General features: G+C 34.2%; 19 protein-coding genes and 1 tRNA gene. 9 read left to right on the top strand and 11 right to left on the bottom strand.

Features of this window, described 5'->3' with window-relative positions:
* Nucleotides 1–159: 159 nt before the first annotated feature.
* The 8 genes from OD917_RS13800 to OD917_RS13835 all read right to left on the bottom strand — a co-directional run bounded on the left by OD917_RS13800 (nucleotide 160) and on the right by OD917_RS13835 (nucleotide 11,249).
* Complete coding sequence (locus OD917_RS13800) at nucleotides 160–2,025, bottom strand: glycoside hydrolase family 13 protein (protein WP_263524044.1); 1,866 nt, start codon at nucleotides 2,023–2,025, stop codon at nucleotides 160–162.
* 179 nt (nucleotides 2,026–2,204) lie between these two features.
* Nucleotides 2,205–2,603, bottom strand: a complete 399-nt coding sequence (locus OD917_RS13805; RefSeq protein WP_263524045.1) for a hypothetical protein — start codon at nucleotides 2,601–2,603, stop codon at nucleotides 2,205–2,207.
* 1 nt (nucleotide 2,604) lies between these two features.
* The gene (locus OD917_RS13810; RefSeq protein ID WP_263524046.1) at nucleotides 2,605–3,306 is read right to left on the bottom strand and encodes a prolyl oligopeptidase family serine peptidase; all 702 of its coding nucleotides are present in this window, start codon (nucleotides 3,304–3,306) and stop codon (nucleotides 2,605–2,607) included.
* Between the two features lie 112 nt (nucleotides 3,307–3,418).
* Nucleotides 3,419–5,533: a glycoside hydrolase family 97 protein gene (locus OD917_RS13815; protein WP_263524047.1), complete on the bottom strand. Its 2,115-nt coding sequence runs from the start codon at nucleotides 5,531–5,533 to the stop codon at nucleotides 3,419–3,421.
* 29 nt (nucleotides 5,534–5,562) lie between these two features.
* Complete coding sequence (locus OD917_RS13820) at nucleotides 5,563–7,866, bottom strand: glycoside hydrolase family 65 protein (protein ID WP_263524048.1); 2,304 nt, start codon at nucleotides 7,864–7,866, stop codon at nucleotides 5,563–5,565.
* A gap of 139 nt (nucleotides 7,867–8,005) precedes the next feature.
* Nucleotides 8,006–8,659, bottom strand: a complete 654-nt coding sequence (gene pgmB / locus OD917_RS13825) for a beta-phosphoglucomutase (protein WP_129746101.1) — start codon at nucleotides 8,657–8,659, stop codon at nucleotides 8,006–8,008.
* A 25-nt stretch (nucleotides 8,660–8,684) separates the two neighbouring features.
* Nucleotides 8,685–10,040: an MFS transporter gene (locus OD917_RS13830; protein WP_263524049.1), complete on the bottom strand. Its 1,356-nt coding sequence runs from the start codon at nucleotides 10,038–10,040 to the stop codon at nucleotides 8,685–8,687.
* A 177-nt stretch (nucleotides 10,041–10,217) separates the two neighbouring features.
* Nucleotides 10,218–11,249, bottom strand: coding sequence for a LacI family DNA-binding transcriptional regulator (locus OD917_RS13835; protein WP_129746103.1), 1,032 nt, complete (start codon nucleotides 11,247–11,249; stop codon nucleotides 10,218–10,220).
* Nucleotides 11,250–11,484: 235 nt separating this feature from the next.
* Here OD917_RS13835 and OD917_RS13840 point away from each other — a divergent pair, with 235 nt between their 5' ends.
* Genes OD917_RS13840 through OD917_RS13855 form a run of 4 tightly spaced genes read left to right on the top strand, consistent with a single transcriptional unit; the run spans nucleotide 11,485 to nucleotide 20,080 of the window.
* Complete coding sequence (locus OD917_RS13840) at nucleotides 11,485–14,424, top strand: SusC/RagA family TonB-linked outer membrane protein (protein ID WP_263524050.1); 2,940 nt, start codon at nucleotides 11,485–11,487, stop codon at nucleotides 14,422–14,424.
* Nucleotides 14,425–14,440: 16 nt separating this feature from the next.
* Nucleotides 14,441–16,036, top strand: a complete 1,596-nt coding sequence (locus tag OD917_RS13845; RefSeq protein ID WP_263524051.1) for a RagB/SusD family nutrient uptake outer membrane protein — start codon at nucleotides 14,441–14,443, stop codon at nucleotides 16,034–16,036.
* Between the two features lie 19 nt (nucleotides 16,037–16,055).
* Complete coding sequence (locus OD917_RS13850; RefSeq protein ID WP_263524052.1) at nucleotides 16,056–17,147, top strand: SusE domain-containing protein; 1,092 nt, start codon at nucleotides 16,056–16,058, stop codon at nucleotides 17,145–17,147.
* Nucleotides 17,148–17,206: 59 nt separating this feature from the next.
* Nucleotides 17,207–20,080 carry an alpha-amylase family glycosyl hydrolase gene (locus tag OD917_RS13855; protein ID WP_263524053.1) on the top strand — a complete coding sequence of 958 codons (2,874 nt, stop codon included), beginning with the start codon at nucleotides 17,207–17,209 and terminating at the stop codon, nucleotides 20,078–20,080.
* A 60-nt stretch (nucleotides 20,081–20,140) separates the two neighbouring features.
* On the opposite strand, the gene OD917_RS13860 is transcribed toward OD917_RS13855, so the two are convergent.
* The 3 genes from OD917_RS13860 to OD917_RS13870 form a co-directional block, all read right to left on the bottom strand.
* Nucleotides 20,141–20,368 carry a DUF6814 family protein gene (locus OD917_RS13860; RefSeq protein WP_111288546.1) on the bottom strand — a complete coding sequence of 76 codons (228 nt, stop codon included), beginning with the start codon at nucleotides 20,366–20,368 and terminating at the stop codon, nucleotides 20,141–20,143.
* Between the two features lie 13 nt (nucleotides 20,369–20,381).
* Nucleotides 20,382–21,875: an MFS transporter gene (locus OD917_RS13865; protein ID WP_263524054.1), complete on the bottom strand. Its 1,494-nt coding sequence runs from the start codon at nucleotides 21,873–21,875 to the stop codon at nucleotides 20,382–20,384.
* Nucleotides 21,876–22,167: 292 nt separating this feature from the next.
* A tRNA-Phe gene (locus tag OD917_RS13870) sits at nucleotides 22,168–22,240 on the bottom strand.
* 103 nt (nucleotides 22,241–22,343) lie between these two features.
* Between OD917_RS13870 and OD917_RS13875 the strand changes: the two genes are divergently transcribed.
* The 5 genes from OD917_RS13875 to OD917_RS13895 are packed head-to-tail and all read left to right on the top strand — an operon-like array spanning nucleotide 22,344 to nucleotide 26,368.
* Nucleotides 22,344–23,078 carry a type III pantothenate kinase gene (locus OD917_RS13875; protein ID WP_263524055.1) on the top strand — a complete coding sequence of 245 codons (735 nt, stop codon included), beginning with the start codon at nucleotides 22,344–22,346 and terminating at the stop codon, nucleotides 23,076–23,078.
* Complete coding sequence (locus OD917_RS13880) at nucleotides 23,071–24,300, top strand: hypothetical protein (protein ID WP_263524056.1); 1,230 nt, start codon at nucleotides 23,071–23,073, stop codon at nucleotides 24,298–24,300. The genes OD917_RS13875 and OD917_RS13880 overlap by 8 nt, the downstream gene beginning before the upstream one ends.
* A gap of 51 nt (nucleotides 24,301–24,351) precedes the next feature.
* Complete coding sequence (gene lptC / locus OD917_RS13885) at nucleotides 24,352–24,906, top strand: LPS export ABC transporter periplasmic protein LptC (protein WP_263524057.1); 555 nt, start codon at nucleotides 24,352–24,354, stop codon at nucleotides 24,904–24,906.
* Nucleotides 24,907–24,914: 8 nt separating this feature from the next.
* Complete coding sequence (locus OD917_RS13890) at nucleotides 24,915–25,109, top strand: hypothetical protein (protein ID WP_111288384.1); 195 nt, start codon at nucleotides 24,915–24,917, stop codon at nucleotides 25,107–25,109.
* A gap of 2 nt (nucleotides 25,110–25,111) precedes the next feature.
* Nucleotides 25,112–26,368 (top strand): hemolysin family protein, encoded by a 1,257-nt coding sequence (locus OD917_RS13895; RefSeq protein WP_263524058.1) that lies wholly within the window; start codon nucleotides 25,112–25,114, stop codon nucleotides 26,366–26,368.
* The last annotated feature ends 51 nt before the right edge of the window (nucleotides 26,369–26,419 follow it).

Below are 26,419 nucleotides of genomic sequence, written 5' to 3' on the forward strand. Positions count from 1 at the left end.
TTGCGTAGATGTACTGATGTGCGTCTCTACCATACATATTGTTGAAATTTTGCCACAGATTAAAAGATTAAAATGATTTTAAATCTGTGATAATACATTAATCTGTGGCAAAAAATATTGCGAACCTTGCGCTTGTCTTTGCGAACTTTGCGGTTAGGCCTATTCCAATTCTAAAACCAAAGCTGATTTTGGTTCCAATGTAATTTCAGAAGCTAAATCGAATGTTTTTCCTGTGATAACATCTTTACCAGATTTAAAGTTTTTGATGCTTTCTTTGAAACGAGCTGTTTTTACAATTTGCTCCTTTGCATTGTTATTGAAAACCACCATTACGGTTTTAGCATCTGTATATCTGAAATACACATAAGTATTGTTTTCCGGAATGTAATGCGTCATTTTTCCGAAATGAACGGCTTCGTTTGTTTTTCTCCAGTTGAATAATTTTGAAGAGAAATCAAAGAAAGCTGCTTGTTCTGCGGTTCTTCCTGCTGCCGTGAAAGCATTGTTTTTATCGCCAGCCCATCCGCCTGGGAAATCCTGACGAATATCAGCATCGCCGCCTTTGCCTTTATCTCCGCCCATTCCGATTTCTGAACCGTAATAGATTTGCGGAATTCCGCGAACTGTTGCCAATAAAGTCATGGCTAGTTTGTATTTCGGTAAATCATATTTGAACTTTTCGTTCATACGATCGGTGTCATGATTTTCGGAAAAAACCAAAATATTATTGGTATTTGGATATAAAAAATCCATTGCAAAATTGTTGTAGAATTTAATCAATCCGCTATCCCAGTTTGGTGTATCTTCGTTGAAAGCAGAAGTAATCTGGCTTTGAAGCGTAAAATCCATTACACTTGGAAGGTTTGAATTGTAATTTTCAATAGCACCAATTTTACTGTCTTTTTGCCAAAAAGCTAAATTCGCTTGATTGTGCATCCAGATTTCACCTACAATATTAAAGTTCGGATATTCATCTGTAATAGATTTTGCCCAATTTGCCATGGCAGTTTTATCTGAATAGTTGTAAGTGTCTACTCTAAATCCATCAAGATTAGCAAATTCAATCCACCAAATGGCATTTTGAGTTAGGTATTTTGCAACTAATGGATTTCTCAGATTCAAATCTGGCATTGAAGGCACAAACCATCCATCAACACAAACTTCCTGATCGATTTTTGAAGCGTGAATATCTGTAATTACTTCACGTCTGTGGTGCGTTTGTGTGTAGTTTTCAAATTGATTAAGCCATGATTTTGTTGGTAAATCTTTCACCATCCAATGTGTGATTCCCCAGTGATTGGTCACATAATCCATAACCAGTTTCATGTTCTTTTTGTGCATTTCTGCTGCTAAACGCGCGTAATCGTCGTTTGTTCCGTAGCGGGGATCGATTTTGTAAACATCAGATTGTCCGTACGTATGATACGAATGTTGTTTGTCGTTGTCTTCGCATAAAGGCGTACTCCAAATTGTAGTTGCACCCAGAGACGAAATATAATCTAAGTTTTTGATGATTCCTTCGATATCGCCGCCGTGACGTCCGCTTGGATCTTGGCGGTTTCCTTTTTCTGTTAAAGAAGCGTCGCTATCATTTTTAGGATTTCCATTCGCAAAACGATCTGGCATGATTAAATAAATCAAATCCGATGCATCGTAACTTTTTCTTTCTGCCGAATTTGCTCTTCTTTCTTTCAGTACATATTTTTGTTTAAAGGCAACTTTATTGTTGTTTTTGAAAGAGAAAACCAATTCAGAAGCTTTAACATCTTTCGTATCGATAGTTACAAAAAGATAGTTTGAGTTTTCTGTTTTTTCTACATTTTTAATCGCAACATTATTAGAAACCGAGGCTTCATATTGTGCAATATTTTTTCCGTAGAACATGATTTGCAGTTCTGAATTTTTCATTCCTGCATACCAGAAAGGTGGTTCTACTTTTTGGATTTGCGCTTTCGCGGAAGCGGTAAACAACAAAACCATTAAGGCTAATCTAAAGATATGATGGTTTATTTTTAAGTAGTTCATAGTTTTCGTTTTTAGTTCAATTAGAACATTAATTATTGATGTTTTTTACTGGCGGAGGAAGAGGTGGCTTTATAAAAGAAATTATCTTTTGACTTTCAAAGTGAAGATTTTTTTTAGTCTCTTTTAAGACAAGTTTCTGCTTCAGATTATTTATCAATATTGCAATTGAATCAATTTCTTTAGGTGCACCACCACCATAGACAGATATCATTTTGTTTTTTGTTATCCTTTGTTATGCCAATTATATAAGTGCTTCCATCAATAATATGTTCTAAAGAATATTCAGATTTGTATTTGAATAGATTGACTTTTTCTATATAATTGAATAGTTTTAATTTTTCCTTTTCATTTAAAATTGCATAGTAGTTTGTTTTATCTTTTGGGTCGGAAATACCATTTTTCAAACGATGGCCCATCCATTCTTGATGTATATAAACGGTGTCGGTTTGATTTATTTTTAAAGAATAAACCTGACTAAAAGTTCCAGAAAAAGAATAATCTAACAAATCAATTGTGTTTTCTTTTTTATTACAACTAAAAAGTAATAAGCTTGTAAAAATGATTATTGACTGTTTCATATTACTTAGATTTCTTTTTTTTCAGCATCCATTTATAAATTTCAGAGTTTTGTTCATATAGATACTGAATTTCATGCCCTTCATTTTCTAAACGGGTAAACTTGAAATTGTTTTTGGTTTCACACGATTCAAGGGCTTTTGCAATTCTTTCCGTTTCACTAAACGGGATTTTATCATCAGCTGTGCCATGAAAAGCCCAAATTGGAATTTTACTGAGATTGCATATTCTAGTTAAATCGCTGTCGTTAATTCCGCCGCAAAGCGCAACAACTGCGGCAAATTTATCGGGAAAGTCTAAGGCAGCTATATAAGCGCCGTAACCTCCCATACTGATTCCAGTAATATAAATTCTGCTTTTGTCGATCCTATATTTTGCTTCTAAATCGGTATATAATGTCTCAAACCAATTTTCTGTTGACCAGTATTTATTGTCGGGACATTGAGGCGAAGCAATTATAAAATCAAAATCCTGACCTTTTTCTACTAAATAGGGAAGACCGTATATTTTCAGTTTATTCAGATCGTTTCCTTTTTGCGAACCACCGTGTAAATAAATGACAAGTGGATATTTTTTGGTTGCTTTTGCATAGTCTTTCGGCAAATACAAAAGATAATCATAAGATGCTTTTGTTTTGGTTTGCGAATAGGTATTAAATCCAAAAATGGCAAAAAGAAAAATCAAGAAATTAAGTTTGAAGCGCATATTAAATTTATCTAGAGATGAAGAAAATAATTCTCTCAAATTTAACTTCTTAATTCGGAATTATATTAAAAAGACAAGTAATTATGGGGGAAAATTACTTGTCTTAGAAAAATTATTTGTTTTCAATAATGCTTATCGCATAACCTCCTCCTGGAGCAGAAAACTGAGATAATTTTGATTTATTCGTTACAGCAATTTTCTTGATAGTATAAGCTTGCGGATTAGTTTTGTAATGCGCATCTTTTGCATCAGCATAAATTGTTGCTGTGTATTTTTTACCTTTTTCAAGGAAACTGAAATCGATGTTTGACGTACGAGGAGTTTCTCCGTTTACGTTTCCAACGAACCAGTTGTTTGTTCCTTTTGCTTTACGCGCAACTGTGATAAAATCACCTGGTTCAGCTTCAATATATTTACTTTCTGACCAGTCTACAGCCACATCTTTAATGAATTGGAATGCATCTGGAAAACGGTTGTAGTTTTCCGGAGTATCAGCTGCCATTTGTAATGGGCTGTACATAGTAACGTATAATGCTAATTGGTTACAGATTGTGCTATTTACATGAGATTTGTTTTCAGGATTCATTTTGCTGATATCCATTTCGAAGATACCAGGAGTGTAATCCATTGGACCTCCAATTAAACGTGTAAATGGTAATACCGTAACGTGATTTGGTTTAGAACCTCCAAAAGCTTGGTATTCTGTTCCTCTTGCTGCCTCGTTTCCAATTAAGTTCGGGTACGTTCTTGCAATTCCTGTAGGGCGAACTGCCTCGTGAGCGTTCACCATAATTTTGTAATCAGCTGCTTTTTCGATAGCATATTGATAGTGATTTACAATCCATTGGCTGTAGTGGTTTTCACCTCTTGGCAAAATATCACCTACGTAACCGCTTTTTACAGCATCATATCCGTTATCGTTCATGAATTTGTAAGCAGCATCCATGTGGCGTTCGTAGTTACGAACAGAGCCTGAAGTTTCGTGGTGCATGATGATTTTTACACCTTTAGATTTAGCATATTCGTGTAAAGCTTTTACGTCGAAATCTGGGTAAGGAGTTAAGAAATCAAAAACATAATCTTTAGAATGTCCAAACCAGTCTTCCCAACCTTCGTTCCATCCTTCAACCAGAACAGCGTCGAAACCATTTGCAGCAGCGAAGTCAATGTATTTTTTTACGTTAGCATTGTTTGCTCCGTGCGTTCCGTTTGGTTTTGCTTTCGCGAAATCTGTAACACCCAATTGAACTGTTGGGTAATCGTTTGTATATGACCAAGAACTTTTTCCTGTAATCATTTCCCACCAAACACCAACATATTTTACTGGTTTAATCCAAGAAGTGTTGTCAATTTTTGATGGATCGTTTAAGTTATAAGTCATTTTTGAAGCCAAGATTTCTCTAGCATCATCGCTCACGATAATCGTTCTCCAAGGCGAATGATTTGGCGCTTGCATATGACCTTTATCTCCTTTTGCATCTGGAGTTAACCAAGATTCGAAAACGAAGTTTTTATCGTCTAAATTCAAGTGCATACAAGAATAGTCAATCAAAGCAGCTTCGTGTAAGTTGATATAGATTCCATCAGCTGTTTTTAACATCAAAGAAGTTTGAACTCCTGTTGGAGAAAAAGATTTTTGAGAAACGTTTGCTGTATATGCTTTTTGAGATAAACCTCTAATTTCAGATAATTTTGATTTTGTATAATCGTATTCCTGAGTATCATAATCTCCCGGAATCCAGAAAGCAGTATGATCTCCAGTCATGGCAAATTGAGATCTTTCTTCTTTGATAACAAAATAAGTAAGATTCTTTTGTGCTGGAAATTCATATCTGAATCCTAAACCATCATCGAATAAACGGAAACGGATTACGATTTGTCTGTCGGTACTTTTTTGGTTTAAAGTAACAGCCAGTTCATTATAATGATTTCTAATGTGATCTACTTCTCCCCAAACTGGTTTCCAAGTTTCGTCAAAAGTAGAAGTTTTAGTATCAGCGATTGTAAAGTCATTCAATAAAGATTTTTTATCATCTTTAAGCTCAAGACCTAATTTACTGGTTTTTACAACTTCTTTGTTTTTGTATTTTAAATTGTAAACTGGAGTTCCGTCGTTTTGAAGAGAAAATTCCATTACGAACTTTCCTTCGGGTGATTTTAATTGTTGTGCTTCTGCAATTGAGCTAAAAGCAAACAAGATTAAACTTGCGAAAAATAAGTTTTTCATGTTTTTTAGATTTTTATATGTATTGTAATTTAATTTATTTGTACAAATTTACTTGCAATTTCAGGTTTTCCATTAACAATAATTGTTAAATCTTGATCGCCGTCTACAGTAAATGTTGTTTCGTTGTGATTTACAGCTACTTTCAGAATTTGATTTCTGAAATTGATTTTAAACGAATAACCTTTCCATTCTTTTGGAATTTTAGGTGAGAAATGAAGCTGATCATTCTTAACACGCATTCCTCCAAAGCCTTCCACGATACTCATCCATGTACCGGCCATTGACGTGATATGACAACCTTCTTCCACTTCTTTATTATAATCGTCTAAATCCAAACGAGAAGTTCTTAAATAAAATGTATATGCCATGTCCATTTTATCTAAAGCTGCGGCTTGAATAGAGTGCACGCAAGGTGAAAGCGAACTTTCATGAACTGTAAACGATTCATAGAACTCAAAATTGCGTTTTAATTCTTCTTTAGAAAAATGATCTTCGAAGAAATAAAAACCTTGTAAAACGTCAGCTTGTTTGATGTAAGGCGAACGTAACACACGATCCCAAGACCACTTTTGGTTAATTGGACGCTGTGATTTATCTAAGTCTTTTACTGGAACTAAATCTTTGTCTAAGAAACCGTCTTGTTGCAAATAGATTCCAAGTTCTTCAGAAATAGGGAAGTACATGTCGTCTGCTACTTTTTTCCATTCCTGAATTTCATTCGCTGAAAGGCTAACTTTCTCCATCACTCTTTTGTGATCTGCAGGATATTCTGAAGCTACTTTTTCGATTTGTTCAGCAGCAAAATCAATACACCATTTTGCAATATAATTGGTGTAGAAATTATTGTTGATGTTGTTTTCGTATTCGTTTGGACCTGTAACTCCAAGAATTACGTATTGGTTTTTATCTTTTGAAAAAGAAGCTCTTTGATGCCAGAAACGCGCAATTCCGATTAAAACTTCTAAACCTTTTTCTGGAATATAAGAGTAATCGCCTGTGTAGCGGTTGTAGTTGTAAATCGCAAAAGCAATCGCACCATTTCTGTGGATTTCTTCGTGTGTGATTTCCCATTCGTTATGGCATTCTTCACCATTCATGGTAACCATTGGATATAAAGCAGCACCGTTTTTGAAACCTAAATTATCTTTAGCGTTTTCAATCGCTTTATCCAATTGATTGTAACGATACGTCAATAAGTTTCTTGCAACTTGCTGGTCTTTTGTTGCCATATAAAACGGAATACAATAAGCCTCAGTGTCCCAATAAGTTGATCCGCCGTATTTTTCTCCTGTGAAACCTTTTGGACCAATATTTAAACGAGAATCTTTTCCTGAATACGTTTGGTTCAATTGGAAAATATTGAAACGAATTCCTTGTTGTGCTTTTACATCGCCTTCGATTGTAATATCAGACATTTCCCAGATTTTTGCCCAAGCATCAATTTGGTTTTGAAGAAGTGCGTCATATCCAAAAGCAACTGCGGATTTAATTACTTTTTCGGCTCCAGCCAAAGTATTTTCGTGGTTTAAAGAAACTGTATAACCTCCAATTTTTTGAATTGTTGAGGTTTGTCCTTTTGCGATAATAGTTCCGTATGTGTATTGAACTTTATCCGTTGTTGAATCGATTGTTGACGGTGAAATATTTGCATTTTCTCCATTAGCAAAAATCGTATTGTGCATGAAAGTAGTAACCTTAAAATGCGTTTTGAAAGTTTGAGCCGTTAAAAAAGCTTCGTTTGTGCCTTTTTTAACTTCAAGCGGTTCCCAGAATTTTTCTTCCCAGTTCGCATCTTCATTGGTTACACCAGCGTCAACGTAAGGTTTGTACACGATTTTTGCATCTTTATTTAAAGGTGTAATATCGTATTTAATGATTCCGGCTTCGTCTAAATCTAACGAAAGAAAACGACGAACGTTTACGGCGATTTCAGTTCCGTTTTTTAGAACCGCTTCAAAAGAACGATTGTACCATCCTTCTTTCATATTCAATTCTCTACGGAAGTTTCTAACTTCTACGCAAGTATTTAAATCAAGATTTTCTTCGTTGATTTCAATATCAATTCCTATCCAGTTTGGAGCATTAAGTACTTTGGCAAAATATTTCGGATAACCGTTTTTCCACCAGCCCACTTTTGTTTTGTCTGGATAATAAATTCCGGCGATATAACTTCCTTGAAAAGTTTCTGCGGAATAAGATTCTTCAAAATTCGCACGCTGTCCCATAGCGCCGTTCCCGATACTAAAAAGACTTTCAGAAGATTTTACTCTCTCTGCATCAAATCCTTCTTCAATAATAGACCAATTGTCTGGTTTTATATAATCTTGGTTCATCTTTTAAATTAGATAATTCGGCAATTTGGTAATTAGATAATTGCCTTGGTTTCTTATTAACTTTTTACATTCATTTGAGCAATTGTTGCATTAGAATATTTGTCTATGAGCAACATTATCTCATTGACACATTTTCTAATTATCCAATTAACTCTTCAATAAAGCTTGTTTCGATTTGGGTAAAATCTTTAAAAATATGATCAGCTTCATGTAAAATTGTTTCCTCACCAATTCCAACACTTACCATTTCTGCAATATTTGCTGCCTGGATTCCGGCAACAGAATCTTCAAATACAATTGAATTTTTTGGATCAATGTCTAATAATTGAGCCGCTTTCAAGAAAACTTCCGGATCTGGTTTTGCATTGCTGACATCGTTTCCGTCAACAATAACATCGAAGTAAGATAGAACTCCAGTTTTTTCTAGAATTGGTCTTGCATTTTTGCTGGCAGAACCCAATGCAATTCCTTGATTTAAATCTCTCAATAGTTGTAGCACTTTTAAAACTCCTGGAAGAATCTCACTTTCATCCATGTCAACTAGATAAGATAAATAATCTTCATTTTTTTGAATTAGCCATTTGTCTTTGTCTTCTTGAGAAGCTTGGACATTGCCTAATTCTAATATAATATCTAACGAACGTACACGGCTTACACCTTTTAATAGTTCGTTGTCTTCGTGTGTAAAATTTATATTTAATGACTGAGCGATTTTCTGCCAGGCCAAAAAGTGGTATTTAGCGGTGTCTACAATTACGCCGTCAAGGTCGAATATAAATGCCTTTTTGTTCATTGTGAGGGAAAAATTATTCTTTTAATTATGATTTTTGAGTAAAGTCGTCTACATCTTTTACTTTAGAAACTAAAGCAGCGGCGATTAAAAAACTAACTCCACTTGTGACTAAAGCATAAATGGCATCTCCGTTGTAAAGATATTTTACAATAGGACCTCCAATTAATGCATTAACGATTTGTGGGATAACAACAAAGAAGTTGAAAATTCCCATGTAAACACCCATTTTTTTAGGTGTAATAGATCCTGCTAAGATTGCATAAGGCATTGCTAAAATACTTGCCCAAGCAACTCCAATTAAAACCATTGGAAATATAACCCAGTCTTCATTTGGCATGTAATAAATCGATATTAAGCCAATTCCGCCAATAACCAATGAAAGTGAATGTGTTGCTTTTCGCCCAATTTTTTTTGCTATGTATGGCAAGAAAAACAAAGCAACAATAGCCGAAACTAAGTTATAAACACCAAAAAGAATTCCAACCCAGTCACCAGCATCTTGATATTGCTGGCTTGAAGTGTCATTTAATGGCAGTTTGTAAATATGATGTGCAATTGCTGGAGTAGTAAAAACCCACATTCCGAATAGACCGAACCAAGAAAAAAATTGCACCCAGCTTAACTGGCGCATTGTTGTTGGCATTTTTGCAAAATCGGTAAAGATGTCTGTAATTTTTGATTTTTCCTCAGAATCAGAAACCACCTCATTTTGAGGATCTTCAAATTTTGCCAATTCTTCTGGCGAATATTCTTTGGTTGTAAGTAACGTAACCAAGATGGAACCAATTAAAACTGCTGCGCCAATGATAAATGACAAGGTCAAGTTTAATGGAACACTCCCAGGAATTGTACTGTTTGGCACATGAAGCCATTTTGTTAAAATGTAAGGCAAGGCCGAACCAATTACAGCTCCAAAACCTATTAAAGAAGTTTGGATACTAAATCCTGCAGTACGCTGATCTGTTCTTAAATTATCGCCAACAAGAGCTCTAAAAGGCTCCATGGCAATGTTGAAAGAAGCATCCATAATCATTAACATTCCAGCTCCAACCCATAAAGCTGGTAAAATAGAAATGAAGATATTGGCTTGCGGCATTAATATTAATCCAACCGAAGCTAAAATAGCGCCTACTAAAAAGAAAGGTTTTCGTCTGCCGAACCGTCCCCAGGTTCTATCGCTGTAATGACCAATAATAGGCTGAACGATTAATCCCATTAAAGGAGCAATAATCCAGAACCAAGAAAGTTCATGTACGTCGGCACCGAAAATTTGAAGAATTCTACTGGCATTTGCATTTTGAAGTGCAAACCCCATTTGTATTCCTAAGAAACCGAAACTCATATTCCAGATTTCCCAGAAACTTAATTTACGCTTTTCCATTATCGTAATTTGTAAAAAATTATACGATAAGCGCTTTGCTTATCAAAACTTACTGTTTTTTCGAAGTAAAAGTAAAAGCCTTGACGGCCGTAAAAGTATTAATTATTTTTTTATTTATGCTAATAAAAAAGCCATAAATATTTTTTATGGCTTTAGAAAGTATTGATTTTAAGATTTTTAGTCAGTAGATTCTCTTTTTATTAAATGGGTTTCTATGACTTCTGTTGTGTAATTTTCAGTATGCTCTTCGTCATCATCTTCTTCGGCTTCAAGCCTTTCGATAAGCATTTTGGCAGCTTTACTACCCATTTTTTCGCCACTCTGACTTACTGTTGTAATGGTTGGAGTTGAATATTTGGAAATAATTCCATCAGTAAATGCAATTACGGCTAAATCTTCAGGAACTTTTAGTCCCATTTTATTTGCTGTTTTGATAATAGTTACCGCAAAAAGTTCATTTACAGCAAAAACAGCATCAAAAGCTCTTGCATGGAGAAGCTCAGAAATAGTTATCTCACAAGTATCTACATCTTCAATTTTGATTATTAAATCTTCGCTAAAAGCAATTCCGTTGTCCAAAAGTGCTTTCTCATAGCCATCAGTTCTAAGTTTTCCAACGCTTACATAATCTACGGTAGTTACCAAAGCGATCTTTCTACGTCCGTTGTCAATTAAACTTTGAACAGCTTCGTATGCAGCAGCTTTATCATCAATAATAACTTTATCACATAAAATGTCGTTTGTAACGCGGTCAAACATTACTACAGGCATCCCTTGATTGATAACTTCAGTGATATGATGAAAGTCGCCTTTAAATTGTGTTTCTTTCGAAAGAGACATGATAAAACCATCGATACTTCCGTTGGCCAACATCTCCATATTTAGAACTTCTTTATCAAAAGAATCGTCTGATACACAGATAACTACACTGTATCCATATTCGTTTGCTACCTGTTCAACTCCGTTGATAACCGTAGAGAAAAAATAATGTACAATTTCTGGAATAATAATGCCGATACTTTTAGTTTTTCGGTTCTTTAAACTAAGGGCAATATTGTTGGGTTTATAGTTGTAAAACTTTGCAAAAGCCTGCACTTTTAATCGTGTTTCTTCGCCAATTTCAAGACTGTTTCGCAGTGATTTTGAGACAGTTGAAATAGACACGTCAAGTTCCTTTGCAATCTGTTTTAAGGTTATTTTACGTTTCATGGGATTAATTGAAAAAAATCTAATTAATAATAAAGGTATCTGAAATTTTTATAATTGACAATTTTAACGCTAAAAGATTACAAAATATAGAAAGTTTTCAACACTACCACGTTTTCGTAAACCAATAAAAATAGCTACAGGTTGTTCGTGTTAATAAATTCATAATTTTGAAATTCGAAGTAAAATTAAAAACTTAACTAACAATCACAAACTCAAACTAATTTAAACAAAAAGTATGAAAACAATTTACAAAAAGTTGTTATTTTTATTCCTATTGTTGCCATTTAGTATGTTAGCTCAAAACACACTAAGTGGGACTGTTGTCGATAAAGCAACAGGTCAGCCAATACCGGGAGTAAATGTAAATGTACAAGGTGCTCCAAGTGGGACATCAACTGGATTTGATGGAAATTACCAGCTATCAAATGTAAAAAGCGGTAATAAAATTGTAGTTTCTTTTATTGGCTACAAAACAGAAACTATTACTTATAACGGACAAAAAACACTTAACATTTCTTTAGAAGAAGATACAAACCAGCTTAAAGAAGTTGTTGTACAAGTAGGTTACGGTACTGTTAAGAAAAAAGATGCAACAGGAGCCGTAACAGTATTAACAGCAAAAGATTTTAATAAAGGACCTGTTACCTCTGCAGATCAAATGATTCAAGGTAGAGTTGCTGGTTTGCAGATTATTAATGGTGGTGGATCTCCAGGAGCTGATCCTGTAGTAAGAATCAGAAGCGGTTCTTCTCTTAGTGCAAGTAACGACCCATTGTACGTGATTGATGGTGTTCCTGTTGCGAGTGGTGGAGTTGAAGGAGGAAGAAACCCACTTTCTACAATTAACCAAAATGATATCGAATCTGTTTCGGTTTTAAAAGATGCTTCAGCTACCGCAATCTATGGTTCACGAGCTTCTAATGGTGTAATTATTATTACAACTAAAAAAGGAAAAGCTGGTGATATCAAAATTAGTTACAATGGAAATTTTCAAGTTTCAGAAGTTACAGACAAAGTTGATGCTTTATCAAGCGGTCAATTCAGAGACTTTGTAGCTGCAAATGGAACTGCTGCACAACAAGCATTGGTAGGTCAGGCTAATACAAACTGGCAGGATGAGATCTATAGAACAGCAATGGGTACAGATCAAAACATCTCTGCTAGTGGAGGATCTGATAATATTGCGTACAGAGCTTCTGTGGGTTATACTAATTTGAATGGTGTTTTGTTAAGAGATAACTTCGAAAGAACAACATTAGGAGTTTCATTAACTGGAGACTTTTTAGATAAGCATTTAAAAGTTCAAGTAAATAATAATACTTCTATCATTAACAGTAATTATAGTAATACTGGAGCAGTTGGTGCTGCAGTAGGGTTTGACCCAACTCAACCAGTAAAAAACGCTGATGGAAGTTATTTTCAATGGATGACATCTCCGACTGAATTTAATCAATTGGCTGGAAAAAACCCAGTTGCTATGATCAATCAGCAGGATAATTTAGGTACTTTCTACAGAAGTATAGGAAATATTCAGTTTGACTATAAATTACACTTTTTACCAGAATTAAAAGCTGTTGCAAACTTTGGTTACGATCAAATGAATGGTAGAGGTTATGGTGGAACTCATCCGGATTATTTATTTGGTCTTAAAGGTTCAGGTTATAACAATAGCTATGAGAACATTGAAAAGAGAAATAATAAGGTAATGGATTTGTATCTGAACTACAATAAAAAAATTGAAGCGATCGATACTCAGTTAGATATTACAGGAGGTTATACGTATCAAGATTTTAGAGAAGAGAAAAATAAATCAAGCTATAATTATGAGAATGATACCAACACGGTAGAATTATTTACTCCAACTCATATCAATTTACAATCATTCTTTGGTAGAGCTAATTTTACTGTTGCAGATAAATATTTAGTTACTCTTTCTCTTAGACATGACGGAACTTCAAGATTTACAGAAGAAAATCGTTGGTCAAATTTCCCAGCAGCTTCTGTAGCTTGGAAATTGAACGAAGAAAGTTTCTTGAGAGATGTAAGTGCAATTTCTTCTTTAAAGTTAAGAGGAGGATGGGGTATTACTGGTCAACAAAATATTGGTGTTAGCTATCCTTCCATTCCTTTATACTTAGGATCGAATAGTGCTGCCCAGTATCAAATTGGAAATACTTTTTATACAACTTACAGACCACAGCCATACAACAGTAATTTGAAATGGGAAGAAACTACAACAATTAACGTTGGATTGGATTTCGGATTATTCAATAATAGAATTACAGGTACTGCTGATGTTTATAAAAGAACTACTGATGACTTATTATTATATGCTCAAAATCCAGCTTTCTTTGGTTTTTCTAACTATGATAATTATAATATTGGAAGTATCGAAAATAAAGGTATCGAGCTTTCTGCTGAAGTTGTTCCAGTTCAAAATAATAATTTAGAGTGGAGAATTGGCGGTAACGTTACGTTCCAAGATTCAAAAATTACAAAATTAACAACAACTCAAGATAATACACCTGGTTTTGATGTAGGTAGTATTTCTGGAGGAACAGGAAATACGATCCAAAACCACCAAGTTGGTTATGCACCTAACTCTTTCTACGTTTACGAGCAAGCTTATGGCGCTGATGGAAAACCACTTGACGGTGTTTTTGTAGATCGAAATAAAGATGGGATTGTAAATGCTGATGACAGATACCGTTTTCATAAACCAGCCGCAGACGTATTCTACGGATTCTATACTAGTTTAACATATAAAAACTGGGATATGTCTATGAACTGGAGAGGTTCTTGGGGTAACTATATGTATAATAACGTAGATTCTGGTAACGGAACATACAATACAGTTTTAATCAGACAAACTGATTTAGCAAATGGTGTTGAAAATCTTTTAGAGACTGGATTTAAACAAGGAAGCGATTTTCAGTTGCACTCTGACTACTATGTACAAGACGCTTCATTTGTAAGACTTGACAACATTGCTGTTGGATATACTTTTAATCAAAAAATAAAAGGAATCTCAATGCTTAAATTGACGGCTGCAGCACAAAATGTTTTGACAATTACAAAATATGATGGATTGAATCCTGAAATTTCTGGAGGTATCGATAATAATATTTATCCAAGACCAATTACATTCACATTAGGTCTAAACGCAAACTTCTAATTCAACAACAAGAAAAATGAAAAAGATACAAATAAAATTAATGGGTATTTCTTTGTTTATGATGACGATGTTGTTTTCATCATGTACAGACGATTTAAACCAGTCACCAGACAGAGGAGACTCTGTGCCGAGTGATGAACTTTTTTCAGACCCAGCTTCATATAAAGAAAATTTAGCAAAATTATATGCTGGTTTTGCAACAACAGGTCAACAAGGACCTGCGGGAAGTCCAGATATTTCTGGAATTGATGAGGGAACAAGTCAATATATCAGAGGTTTTTGGATGATGCAGGAATTAACAACTGATGAAGCTGTTATTGCTTGGAATGATGGGACAATTAAAGATTTCCATTCACAAACATGGTCATCATCAGATACATTTATTGCTGCGACATTTGCACGTTTTTCTTTTCAGATTGTGAACTGTAATGAGTTTTTAAGACAAACTACAGATGAAAAATTAGCAGGAAGAGGAGTGACAGATGCAGCTACATTAGCTGATATCCAAGCATATCGTGCAGAAGCTCGTTTCTTAAGAGCAATGACTTATTGGCATTTAGTTGATACTTTTGGAGCAGGATCTTTAGTAACAGAAGATTCTCCAACAACATTCTATTATCCTGAATATGCTTCAAGAGCTGAAATATATAAATTTATTGATGATGAACTTACTGCAATTGAGCCATTATTGAAACAGCCAAAAACAAATGAGGCGTATCGTATTGATCAAGCAGCTGCTTGGATGTTACATGCAAAACTATATATGAATGCAAAAGTTTATATTGGTACAGAGCATTATGCTGAAGCACTTCCTTTAATTGAAAAAGTTATCAATTCAGGTTATTCAATCCATAATAACTACAACCAATTATTTTTGGCTGATAACGATAAAAATGGTGCGCAGAATGAGTTTATTTTTACGATTGGTTTTGATGGAATCCATACTCAAACTTACGGAGGTACAACATTTTTAGTTCATGCTCCAGTTGGTGGAAGTATGATAGCATCTGAGTATGGTATCAATGGAGGTTGGGGAGGTATTAGAACAACTTCAGCTTTTGTTAATAAATTTGATGCTGTTACTACAGATACTCGTGGTCAGTTTTATACAGACGGACAATCTAAAGAAATTGCCAACATTGGAAGTTTTACTGATGGTTATGCTATTGTAAAATTTAAAAATGTTGACGTTAATGGTGTTCAAGGATCAGATAATGCAGGAAACTTTGCAGATACAGATTTTCCAATCTTCAGACTTGCAGATGCTTACTTAATGTATGCTGAGTGCGTTATTAGAGGTGCAGGCGGAAGCTTGGCAACTGCTACAACTTACGTAAATGCTTTAAGAACAAGAGCGAAAGCAAATATTATCACTCAAACTGATCTTAATTTGAATTTTATCTTAGATGAAAGAGCAAGAGAGCTTCATTGGGAAGGACACAGAAGAACAGATTTGATCCGTTTCGGAAAATTCAGCGGAGGTTCATACTTATGGCCATGGAAAGGAAATGTGGCTGGAGGTACTTCTACGCAATCTTATAGAGATTTATTCCCAATTCCTGCGGGAGCTTTAGGAGCAAATCAAAATTTAAAACAAAATCCTGGATACTAATTAACTAAAAATATACCAAATGAAAAATATAACTAAATCATTAATTGCTTTATTAGCATTGGTTGCAATATCATGCAGCGTTGAAGATGTACAAGATAGACCTGTGATAGAAGGAGTAGATTCTCCAGTTTTAACAGCTCCTCAAAGTGGTGCAGCATATGTTTTATCTCCAGATGCAGCTGACACGCAAGCTGAACGTTTTACATGGAATTCTGCAAATTACGGTGGAGATGTTGAAGTGACTTATGCAGTTGAAATAGATACAAAAGGAAACGATTTTAAAACTCCACAAGAATTAGGAACTGTAAAATCTCAAAATCAAGTTTCAGTTTCTGTTAGCAAATTAAACAGTGCTGCATTGGCTTTAAGTGCAACTCCATTTGTAGCAGGTGATTTCGAAGTGAGAGTTAAATCTACTGTTAGCACAGACATTATGTATTCAAACGTTGTTGGTATCGTTGTAACTCCTTACACTACTGAAACTCCAAAATTATGGGTTCCTGGTGGATATCAAAATGCAAGTGGTTACGGTTCAGATTGGACACATTCTTCTGCTCCAACATTATTAGCTGAAGGATATGGAAAAACTGCTTTTGAAGGATATGTTTATTTTGCAACTGCTCAAGACGGAACAATAGATGGTCAAGGATTTAAATTATCTACTCAAGCAAATTGGGACGGAACAAACTATGGTGTAGGAGAAACAGCTGGAACAATTAGCACAGCTGGTGGGAACTTATCAATTGCTGCAGGTTATTACAGAATTAAAGCTGATACTGATCCTGAGAAATTGACATACACAGCGTTAAAAACAACTTGGGGAATTATTGGTAATGCAACTCCAGGAGGATGGGATGCTGATACTCCAATGACATATGATCCTGCTACTAAAAAATGGACAGTTACAGTAGTTTTAACTGCTCAGTCAGCTCCAGATAATGGTTTGAAATTTAGAGCAAACGGAAACTGGGATCTTAACTATGGAGATACAGGTGCTGATGGTACACTAGAAGAAGGAGGAACTAACATTGGTACTTCGGCTGGTACATATTTAATTACTTTGGATTTAAGTAATCCAAGAAATTACACTTATACAATGGTAAAACAATAAGTTAAATAAAAAGAAAGAGGCTATCTACGGATAGCCTTTTTTAATAATGAAATCATTTTATGAAAAAAACTTTACTAATATTTTTTTTGTTGCTGACTGTGCTTTCATTTGGACAACAGCAAACAGTTACGTATTCAGTTAGTCCATCAACTTTTGAAGAAACTACTTCTATTACAATTACGATTAATGGAAGCAGTATTAATGAAAGTACATGGGGAGTAACGGGAAATGCTTTATACATGTGGGCGTGGGCTTTTGACACAAATGATACTACTCAAAAAGGAACTCCAAATAATGGTACTTGGGAATCTTCTAGTGATGCAAGTAAGTTCACTTATAATGCAGCAAATGACACTTATACAAAAACAATTACACCTACAACCTATTATAATGCAACAGGAATTGGCAGAATTGGTTTTTTAATTAAAGCTAAAAATGGAACAGGTGATAAAAAATCACAAGACATTCTTGTTGAAGTTGGTTCTTTTCAAGTTTCGTTAACTTCACCAGTAGAAAATAGTACTTCAATTCTTTCTTCAGGAGCTAATTTTAGTATCACTGCAACAAATACAAATGGAACAGCAAGTTATACGCTGAAATCAAATGGTGCAACAATTAATACAAACGCAAGTACTTCAAGTTATTCTTATACACATACAGGAATTACAAGTAATCAAAGCTACGAATTGATTGCGACACAAGGGGCAACAACAATTTCTAAGAAATTTTCAGTAGTGGTAAATCCGAATACTGTTTCTGCGGCGATGCCAGCAGGTTTGGTTGATGGAATTAATTATAATACTTCAGATGCTACAAAAGCGACTTTGGTGTTAGATGCTCCTTTAAAAGATTTTGTTTACGTTGCGGGAAGTTTCAATAACTGGCAGCCAACATCGGCGTATGCCATGAAAAAAGATCCTTCTTCAGGAAAATTTTGGTTAGAAATTACTGGTTTAGTATCAGGAGCAAATAATACATATCAATATTGGGTTGTAGATACAACGCCACTTGCTAATTCGCCATCAATGGTAAAAACAGCAGACCCATATTCTACTTTAGTATTGTCTCCGTATGATGACCCTTCAATTCCTGCTTCAAAATATCCAAATATGCCTGCATATCCTACGGGACAAAGTTTTGAAGTTACGGTTTTAAAAACTGGACAAACTCCTTACAATTGGCAGGTGACTAATTTTGTTAAACCAGAAAAAGAAAAATTAGTTGTTTATGAAGTTTTGGTTCGTGATTTTGATGCTGGAAGAAGCTATCAAAATTTAATTGATAGAATAGATTACTTTAAAAATCTAAAAATTAATGCAATAGAATTAATGCCGGTAATGGAGTTTGAAGGCAATGAAAGCTGGGGGTACAACACTTCATTTCACATGGCTTTGGATAAATTCTATGGAACTTCAGATAAATTAAAAGAGTTTATTGATTTATGCCATCAAAACGGAATCGCTGTAATTCTTGATGTCGCGTTAAATCATGCTTTTGGAAGAAATCCAATGGTAAGAATGTGGATGAATGATCCTGATGGTGACGGTTTTGGGTCGCCAACAGCAGAAAATCCATATTTTAATACGGTAGCAAAACATTCTTATAGTGTAGGAGAAGATTTTAATCACCAATCGGCGAGAACACAGTATTATGTGGAACGCGTTGTTAAGCAATGGATTGAAGAATACAAAATCGATGGTTTCCGTTGGGATTTAACTAAAGGATTTACTCAAGCTTGTACAGCTTCAGACGAAAGTTGTACCAATAGCTATCAGCAGGATAGAGTAGATGTTCTAAAAAAATATGCTGATTATTCATGGAGTTTAGATCCAACACATTATACCATTTTTGAACATTTGGGAACTGATGCTGAGGAGCAGCAGTGGGCAAATTACAGAGTAGCTGAAACTCCAAGTAAAGGAGTTATGATGTGGGGAAAAATGACAGATCAATACAATCAATTATCAATGGGATATTCATCAAGCAGTAATATTTATAGAATGAATAGCTCAAGTCGTGGTTTTACAGCAAATCGTTTAATGGGTTATGCTGAAAGTCATGATGAAGAACGATTAATGTATAAAAATGTACAGTACGGAGCTTCAAGCGGAAGTTATAATGTAAAAACATTAAATACAGCTTTATCAAGAATGTCTGCAATTGGAGCAGTTTCATTATTAATTCCAGGTCCAAAAATGATTTGGCATTTTGGAGAATTAGGATGGGATGATTCAATTTATACATGCAATGACGGAACTGTAAATGATAATTCATCAACAATTTCAGGGGATTGTAAATTAGATACAAAACCACAGCCACAATGGACAGAAAATTGGCTCGGCGATTCTAATCGAAATAAAATTTACAATGATTGGGCTAAAATGATTGCGCTTAAAAAATCTGAACCAGTATTTTTAGGAACGGCAACTATGGCAAATACAGCAACTTTGTCTGTAAATATTAAAATTACTAATAGTAATTTGACAGCAGCTCAATTAAAAGACGTTGTAATTTTAGCCAATTTTGATGTAACTACACAAAGTTTGGTTCCAGCATTTCAATACACAGGAACTTGGTATAATTTAATGGATAATACCACGATTAATGTTACTGATGTGAATGCAACAATTAGTCTTGCTCCAGGAGAATATAGAATTTATGGTAATAAACAAGCAAATTTAGCAATAGAAAATTTTGAAAAAGGAAATGCGGTGAGTTTATATCCAAATCCAGTTGCAGAATATTTTACCTTAAATTTTGCAGCTTCAAAAGTAGATGTTTATTCTGTTTCAGGACAATTAGTAAAAACATATAATGCAAACGGAAATGCAGATTTTCAATTTTCAGTAAGTGGATTAACTTCTGGATTATATCTTGTAAAAGCGTTTGATGAAAATAATAATGCTCGCGTTGCGAAGTTTATTAAAAATTAGGTTTGGTTAGTAATGAAAAAGGGCTGTCTAGAAATAGACAGCCTTTTTTTTGTTTTATATTTATTTCTTTTTGTTGTTGTATTCTCCAATCAGAGAATAATAACCAAACGTTCCTAATCCCATAACTATAAGCGGGGTTAGTATAAAAAGAATAATTACGCCAAATACTAAATCATCTTGCTGGTCTGAAAGTAATTTTGGTAAACCAAATTCAAACACACAGAAATACGCAGCCGCCGCTGCCAAAGCAATCCAAAACGCCCCTAAAACTTGTTTAATCGCATTCATTTTTTTGTAAATTTTAAAGGTGAGTAATTTTGTTTTTGTTATCAATATAAATCATCCCAATAACAAAGCAGATTCCAGCAATAATTATCGGATACCATAAACCCTCCAAATAAAAATCGGCTTTGCCTGCTGTTTTGGCGTGTGATACAAAATAGGTAGAAATAGCAGGAAGTAAACCTCCAAAAATTCCATTTCCAACATGATAAGGAAGAGACATAGAAGTATATCTAATTTTAGTTGGAAACATTTCGACTAAAAATGCAGCAATCGGACCGTAAACCATTGTTACAAATAAAACTTGGATAAAAACCAAGAAAATTAAAGTCCATTTATCGCTTGAGTTAATTGTAATAGAGAGGTTTGTTTGCACATCCTTTTTCTCCATGTACGTTTTTTTCTCAATTACAATTGTACCGTCCGTATATTTTTTTTGAGTAGTAGTAACCGAACTCCCATCATCTTTATGTTCTGTGGTTTCTCTTGGATTTTCTAAAACTTCAGTTTTTTGATTGACATCCGTAGTGTTGTACATCATTTTATAAATAGGTCTATAAGATAAAATAGCCACCAACATTCCAAACATCATAATGTATTTGCGTCCAATCTTATCACTGAGCCATCCGAAAGCAATAAAAAATGGTGTACCAATTAAAAGAGCGATTCCTAATAATTCATCTACTTGTGAAGATTCAACATTCATTACCGTTTTCATAAAACTCATTGCGTAGAATTGCCCCGTATACCAAACAACACCTTGCCCCATTGTTGCTCCGAACAAAGCCAAAAGAACAAATTTCAGATTATATCTATTTCCAAAACTTTCTTTTAATGGGTTAGTGCTTGTCGTTCCTTCCTTTTTAGCTTTCGCAAAAACGGGAGATTCATCCATATTTTTTCGAATTAAATACGAAACTCCAACCATAGCGATTGAAACCCAAAAAGGAACTCGCCATCCCCATAAATCAAAAGCCTCTGCAGAAAGTACACTTTTAGTGGCTAGAATAACCATTAAGGAAATAAATAAACCAACAGTAGCGGTAGTCTGAATCCAAGAAGTCCAATAACCTTTTTCTCCAGCTGGTGCATGCTCAGCGACATAAGTTGCAGCTCCGCCATATTCTCCTCCAAGAGCAAGACCTTGCAGTAAACGTAAAATCAGAACTAACAAAGGAGCTAGAAAACCAATGGATTCGTAACTGGGAATACAGCCAATTAAAAAAGTAGAGCCACCCATTAATAATAAGGTAGCCATAAAGGTGTATTTTCGACCAATAATATCACCAAGTCTCCCAAAGAATAAAGCTCCAAATGGACGAACTACAAATCCAGCCGCAAATGTGGCTAAAGTAGATAAGAATGCTGCTGTTGGATTGTCACTAGGGAAAAATTTGGTTGAAATAACAACGGCTAAACTGCCAAAAATGTAAAAATCATACCATTCAATCATGGTGCCCATAGAAGAGGCTGAAATTACTTTCCAAATGCCCTTAGTAGAAGTTTTGCTCATAAAACCGCTTTGAGATCTTGTTAATAAATGAAAATTAAAAATACAGTTTTACGAATATAGAAGATATTTTTCTATTCACTTAATACTTTTTTAACAAAAACTATTTATTTGTTGACATTTGGTTTTGAAGTAAAAAAGGATTTAACCGCAAAGAGCGCAAAGAAAAAGCGCAAGGTTCACAAAGTTTAAAAATAACTTTGTGAGCCTTTGCGTAAATCTTTGCGCTCTTTGCGGTTAAACAAATAGAAAAGTATAAAAAACAAAAAACCCGAATATTTCTATTCGGGTTTTGTGGTACCTCCAGGGATCGAACCAGGGACACATGGATTTTCAGTCCATTGCTCTACCATCTGAGCTAAGGTACCGTGCTTGTTTGTTGCGGGTGCAAATATATAATCATTTTTGGTTTGTGCAAAACATTTTTTAGAAAAAATCTATTCGTATCTTCGCAATAGCAAAAATAGAAATATGATTTTAACGGTCGATGTTGGAAATACCAGAATTAAAGCGTCTGTATTTGAGGGTAATACTTCTTTAGAGAATTTTGTTTTTGAGAAAAATGAACTCGAAAAAAAAATTGAAAATATTTTAGAAAAATACCCAAATTGCTCCGATTTGGCTGTTGCTTCGGTTGGAAGTATCGAAAAACAATCTTTTTTAACTTTCGAAAATCGGTTAAAAGTTCATTTTTTTTCTCACGAAGATGTTTTTCCTTTTCATAATAAGTACGCAACACCAAAAACTTTAGGTATCGATCGAATGATTTTGTCTGCAGGAGCAACCTTGCAATTTCCAAAACAAAATCGTTTAGTTATTGATGCTGGAACTTGCATTACCTACGATTTTATCGACGAAAATGATAATTATTTAGGAGGAGCCATATCTCCAGGCCTTCGTTTGCGATACGAATCCCTTCATAATTTTACAGCCAGACTGCCGTTGTTAACATTAGAGTCGCCTGATACATATATAGGAAACTCAACAGCACAAGCCATACATTCTGGCGTTGTTAACGGTTTCGTCTATGAGATTGACGGTTTTATCGATGAATATCGCAAAGAGTTTTCAAATTTTATCATAATTTTAACGGGAGGCGATGCAGATTTTTTGGCTAAACGATTAAAAAATACCATATTTGCCAATTCAAATTTCCTACTGGAGAGTTTGAACCAAACATATCAATATAAAATCGACAATGATTAAAAAAGTAATACTAAGCGCTTGTTTGCTTATATCGTTCGTTTCATTTGCTCAACAAGGTACTGCTTCGCCTTATTCTTTTTTTGGAATAGGAGACGCAAGATTCAAGGGAACCCTTGAAAACAGATCTATGGCTGGAGTAGCAGTCGAGCAAGATACGATTCACTTAAATTTAGATAATCCTGCAAGTTATGCCAGCTTAATACAAACCACTTTTACAGTTGGAGGAACATTTGCAACATCTAATTTAAAAACAAGTTCTAAATCAGAAAAAGCACAACGAAGTACTTTTGATTACTTGGCATTAGGAATTCCAATGGGAAGATTTGGTGCTTCATTTGGTTTAATTCCAGTAACTTCAGTTGGATACAAAATTCGTGAGGATAATTCAGCTACAGAAGGAGCAACTAGTACACAACTTGACGGAAAAGGAGGTGTGAATAAAGTGTATTTCGGTTTAGGATATAAAATTATGAAGAACTGGAATATTGGGGTTGATGCACAATACAATTTTGGAAAAATTACAACAACAAGCATAGAGGCTATTACAGGAGTTCAAAATGGTACTGCAGAGGTGAATTCTTCAGAACTGTCTGGTGTAGCTTTTAGTTTGGGAACAATGTACCAGCAAAAAATTGATAAAAAAATCAGCATATTTTCTAGTTTAAGCTACTCATTTGCAAGTAATTTAAATTCAGATAATACGAGAGTCATTTCTGTTCAGGGAGATCCAGATCCTTATGAATATCCTTCAAGCTCAACTAAATTGAAGCTTCCAAACAAATTAAGCATTGGTTTAGGAGTGGGAGAAGCGAGAAAATGGCTTGTAGGAGCAAATATGACTTTTCAAGGAGATGGTCAGTTAGCAAACTATTATAACACTATGAGCAATGTAAGGTACGAAAGCTATTCTAAATATGCTCTTGGTGGATACTATCTTCCTAACTACGCTTCATTTACAAGTTATATGAGCAGAATCACCTATAGAGCAGGTTTAAAATACGAAAAAATTGGTCTTATAGTTAATAATGAGTCAATTAAAGATGTCGGAATGACATTGGGAGCAGGAATTCCAGTTCCAGGAACTTTTTCAAATGTAAATTTAGGAATTGAGTTTGGTAAACGTGGTACAACAGCCTCAGATTTAGTACAAGAAAACTACGTGAATTTTAGTTTGAGTTTCTCTTTCAACGACAAATGGTTTGTGAAGAGTAAATTCCAATAAACATAATATTTTATCTTTTCTAAGCTCATTACAATTTACTACATTTGGCAAATGAATTTACCAAAAAGATATAGTCTAATAATTGTCACAGTATTTGCTGTGACAATGTTTTTTGGATGCGAAAGTAATTTTAAAGAAGTTCAGAAAATTAACTTCTCAGAGTTTGTTCCGGCAAGTGATGCCGATACAGTTAATATTAAGTATACAGATTCTGGACGCATTACAGGAGTTTTAATTAGCCCTAAAATGCTTGATTATTCAAATCTTGATTTTCCGTTTACAGAATTTCCTAAAGGAATAGATGTTACTTTATACGATAAAAAACAAAAACGTACCTTTATAAAAGGAAACTATGCAGTTTCGTATAAAAATACCGGAATTATTGATTTGATTGGAAAAGTAAAAATCAAGTCTGAAGCGGGTCAAACTTTGGAAACAGAACAATTGTACTATGATCAGAAAAATGAGTGGTTTTATACCGAAAGGAAATTTAAACTGACCGATGCAAAAGGAGTTTCTCACGGTCAGGGAATAGATTTTAGTAAAGATTTTAAAGTGATTAATTCACAGCGAATAAGCGGTGAAATTGAATCAGATGAAGAATAAATAAGATTATGGGTTATTTAAAATATACACAATACGTTTACATCCTTTTTGCAGTTTTCTTTGCTTATGATGGAATCGTAAAGCTAAATGAAGGAGACGAGAGCTATCCTTTCTATTTTGTGATTGCAGGAATGGCAATTTTTATGTTCTTCTTTAGGAGAAGATTTCTTAACAAGCACGACAATCGTAACAAAAAACAATAAGAATGGAAATTAGTATTATAATAATATGTTTAATACTAGCAGCCTTTTTTTCTGGAATGGAAATCGCTTTTGTTTCCTCCAACAAAATTTATCTTGAAATAGAAAAGAAACAAGACGATTTTTTGTCTCGTATCTTGACCAAACTTACCGAAAATCCATCCAAATTTATTGCGGCCATGCTTATTGGTAACAATGTTGCTTTGGTGATTTACGGTTTTTTTATGGGCGATCTGATCTTAAATTGGATGGTTCGTTTTGGATTTGTTTTCTCAGAATGGTGGAATGTACTTATTCAGACTCTTATAGCTGCGTTTGTTGTTTTGCTGACTTCGGAATTTTTCCCGAAAGTATTTTTTCAGATTTATGCCAATTCTTTAATTAAAATTTTGGCACTTCCCGCTTATTTATTTTACAGATTATTCTATTACATTTCTACTTTCTTTATTTGGATTGCAGATTTTATACTCAGTAAATTCTTTAAAACAGAAGGAAGTCAGATTCATTTATTCAGCCGAATTGAACTCGGAAATTATATTACGGAACAAATGAGTACCGTTGAAGAAGAAGATGAAGTAGATTCTGAAATTCAGATTTTTCAAAATGCATTAGAATTTTCTGCTGTAAAAGCACGAGATATAATGACGCCAAGAACAGAAATTGTTGATGTTGATTTGTTTGATACGGTAGATGATCTTAAAGCATTATTTATCGAAACAGGATATTCGAAAATTATTATAAGCCAAAATTCATTAGATGATATTGTAGGTTATGTGCATTCATTTGATTTATTTAAAAAACCATCTACAATAAAGTCAGTTTTAATGACAGTTGAATTTGTTCCAGAAACAATCTTGATAAAAGATGTTTTGAACTTATTAATCAAAAAGCGAAAAAATGTAGCTGTTGTCTTGGATGAATATGGAGGAACTTCTGGAATTATCACAATTGAAGATATTGTAGAAGAGCTTTTTGGAGAAATTGAAGATGAACATGATTTGGATGAAGAATTGATTGAAGAAGAAATAGGCGAAAACGAATATTTGTTTTCAACCCGATTAGATGTTGAATATCTAAATGAAACCTACAGATTGATGATTCCAGAAGAAGACTCTTATGGTACATTAGGAGGTTTTATTGTTAATCATACAAAAGAAATCCCACAAAAAGGAGATAAAATTGTAATAGATAGGTTTCATTTTTTTATAAAAGAGGCGTCAAATAAGAAAATAGAACTAGTCAAATTGACAATAAAAGATTGATTTTTTAAATTAATGAAAAAAAATGTGTAAAATAAAACGCTAGTTGTATTG

It is taken from the genome of Flavobacterium sp. SH_e, from assembly GCF_025717045.1.
Lineage (GTDB): Bacteria > Bacteroidota > Bacteroidia > Flavobacteriales > Flavobacteriaceae > Flavobacterium.

Bases quoted from the DNA above. Each gene is read 5' to 3' on its own strand.
- OD917_RS13800 (WP_263524044.1), bottom strand. From the start codon at position 2,025: ATGAACTACTTAAAAATAAACCATCATATCTTTAGATTAGCCTTAATG.
- OD917_RS13805 (WP_263524045.1), bottom strand. From the start codon at position 2,603: ATGAAACAGTCAATAATCATTTTTACAAGCTTATTACTTTTTAGTTGT.
- OD917_RS13810 (WP_263524046.1), bottom strand. From the start codon at position 3,306: ATGCGCTTCAAACTTAATTTCTTGATTTTTCTTTTTGCCATTTTTGGA.
- OD917_RS13815 (WP_263524047.1), bottom strand. From the start codon at position 5,533: ATGAAAAACTTATTTTTCGCAAGTTTAATCTTGTTTGCTTTTAGCTCA.
- OD917_RS13820 (WP_263524048.1), bottom strand. From the start codon at position 7,866: ATGAACCAAGATTATATAAAACCAGACAATTGGTCTATTATTGAAGAA.
- pgmB (WP_129746101.1), bottom strand. From the start codon at position 8,659: ATGAACAAAAAGGCATTTATATTCGACCTTGACGGCGTAATTGTAGAC.
- OD917_RS13830 (WP_263524049.1), bottom strand. From the start codon at position 10,040: ATGGAAAAGCGTAAATTAAGTTTCTGGGAAATCTGGAATATGAGTTTC.
- OD917_RS13835 (WP_129746103.1), bottom strand. From the start codon at position 11,249: ATGAAACGTAAAATAACCTTAAAACAGATTGCAAAGGAACTTGACGTG.
- OD917_RS13840 (WP_263524050.1), top strand. From the start codon at position 11,485: ATGAAAACAATTTACAAAAAGTTGTTATTTTTATTCCTATTGTTGCCA.
- OD917_RS13845 (WP_263524051.1), top strand. From the start codon at position 14,441: ATGAAAAAGATACAAATAAAATTAATGGGTATTTCTTTGTTTATGATG.
- OD917_RS13850 (WP_263524052.1), top strand. From the start codon at position 16,056: ATGAAAAATATAACTAAATCATTAATTGCTTTATTAGCATTGGTTGCA.
- OD917_RS13855 (WP_263524053.1), top strand. From the start codon at position 17,207: ATGAAAAAAACTTTACTAATATTTTTTTTGTTGCTGACTGTGCTTTCA.
- OD917_RS13860 (WP_111288546.1), bottom strand. From the start codon at position 20,368: ATGAATGCGATTAAACAAGTTTTAGGGGCGTTTTGGATTGCTTTGGCA.
- OD917_RS13865 (WP_263524054.1), bottom strand. From the start codon at position 21,875: ATGAGCAAAACTTCTACTAAGGGCATTTGGAAAGTAATTTCAGCCTCT.
- OD917_RS13875 (WP_263524055.1), top strand. From the start codon at position 22,344: ATGATTTTAACGGTCGATGTTGGAAATACCAGAATTAAAGCGTCTGTA.
- OD917_RS13880 (WP_263524056.1), top strand. From the start codon at position 23,071: ATGATTAAAAAAGTAATACTAAGCGCTTGTTTGCTTATATCGTTCGTT.
- lptC (WP_263524057.1), top strand. From the start codon at position 24,352: ATGAATTTACCAAAAAGATATAGTCTAATAATTGTCACAGTATTTGCT.
- OD917_RS13890 (WP_111288384.1), top strand. From the start codon at position 24,915: ATGGGTTATTTAAAATATACACAATACGTTTACATCCTTTTTGCAGTT.
- OD917_RS13895 (WP_263524058.1), top strand. From the start codon at position 25,112: ATGGAAATTAGTATTATAATAATATGTTTAATACTAGCAGCCTTTTTT.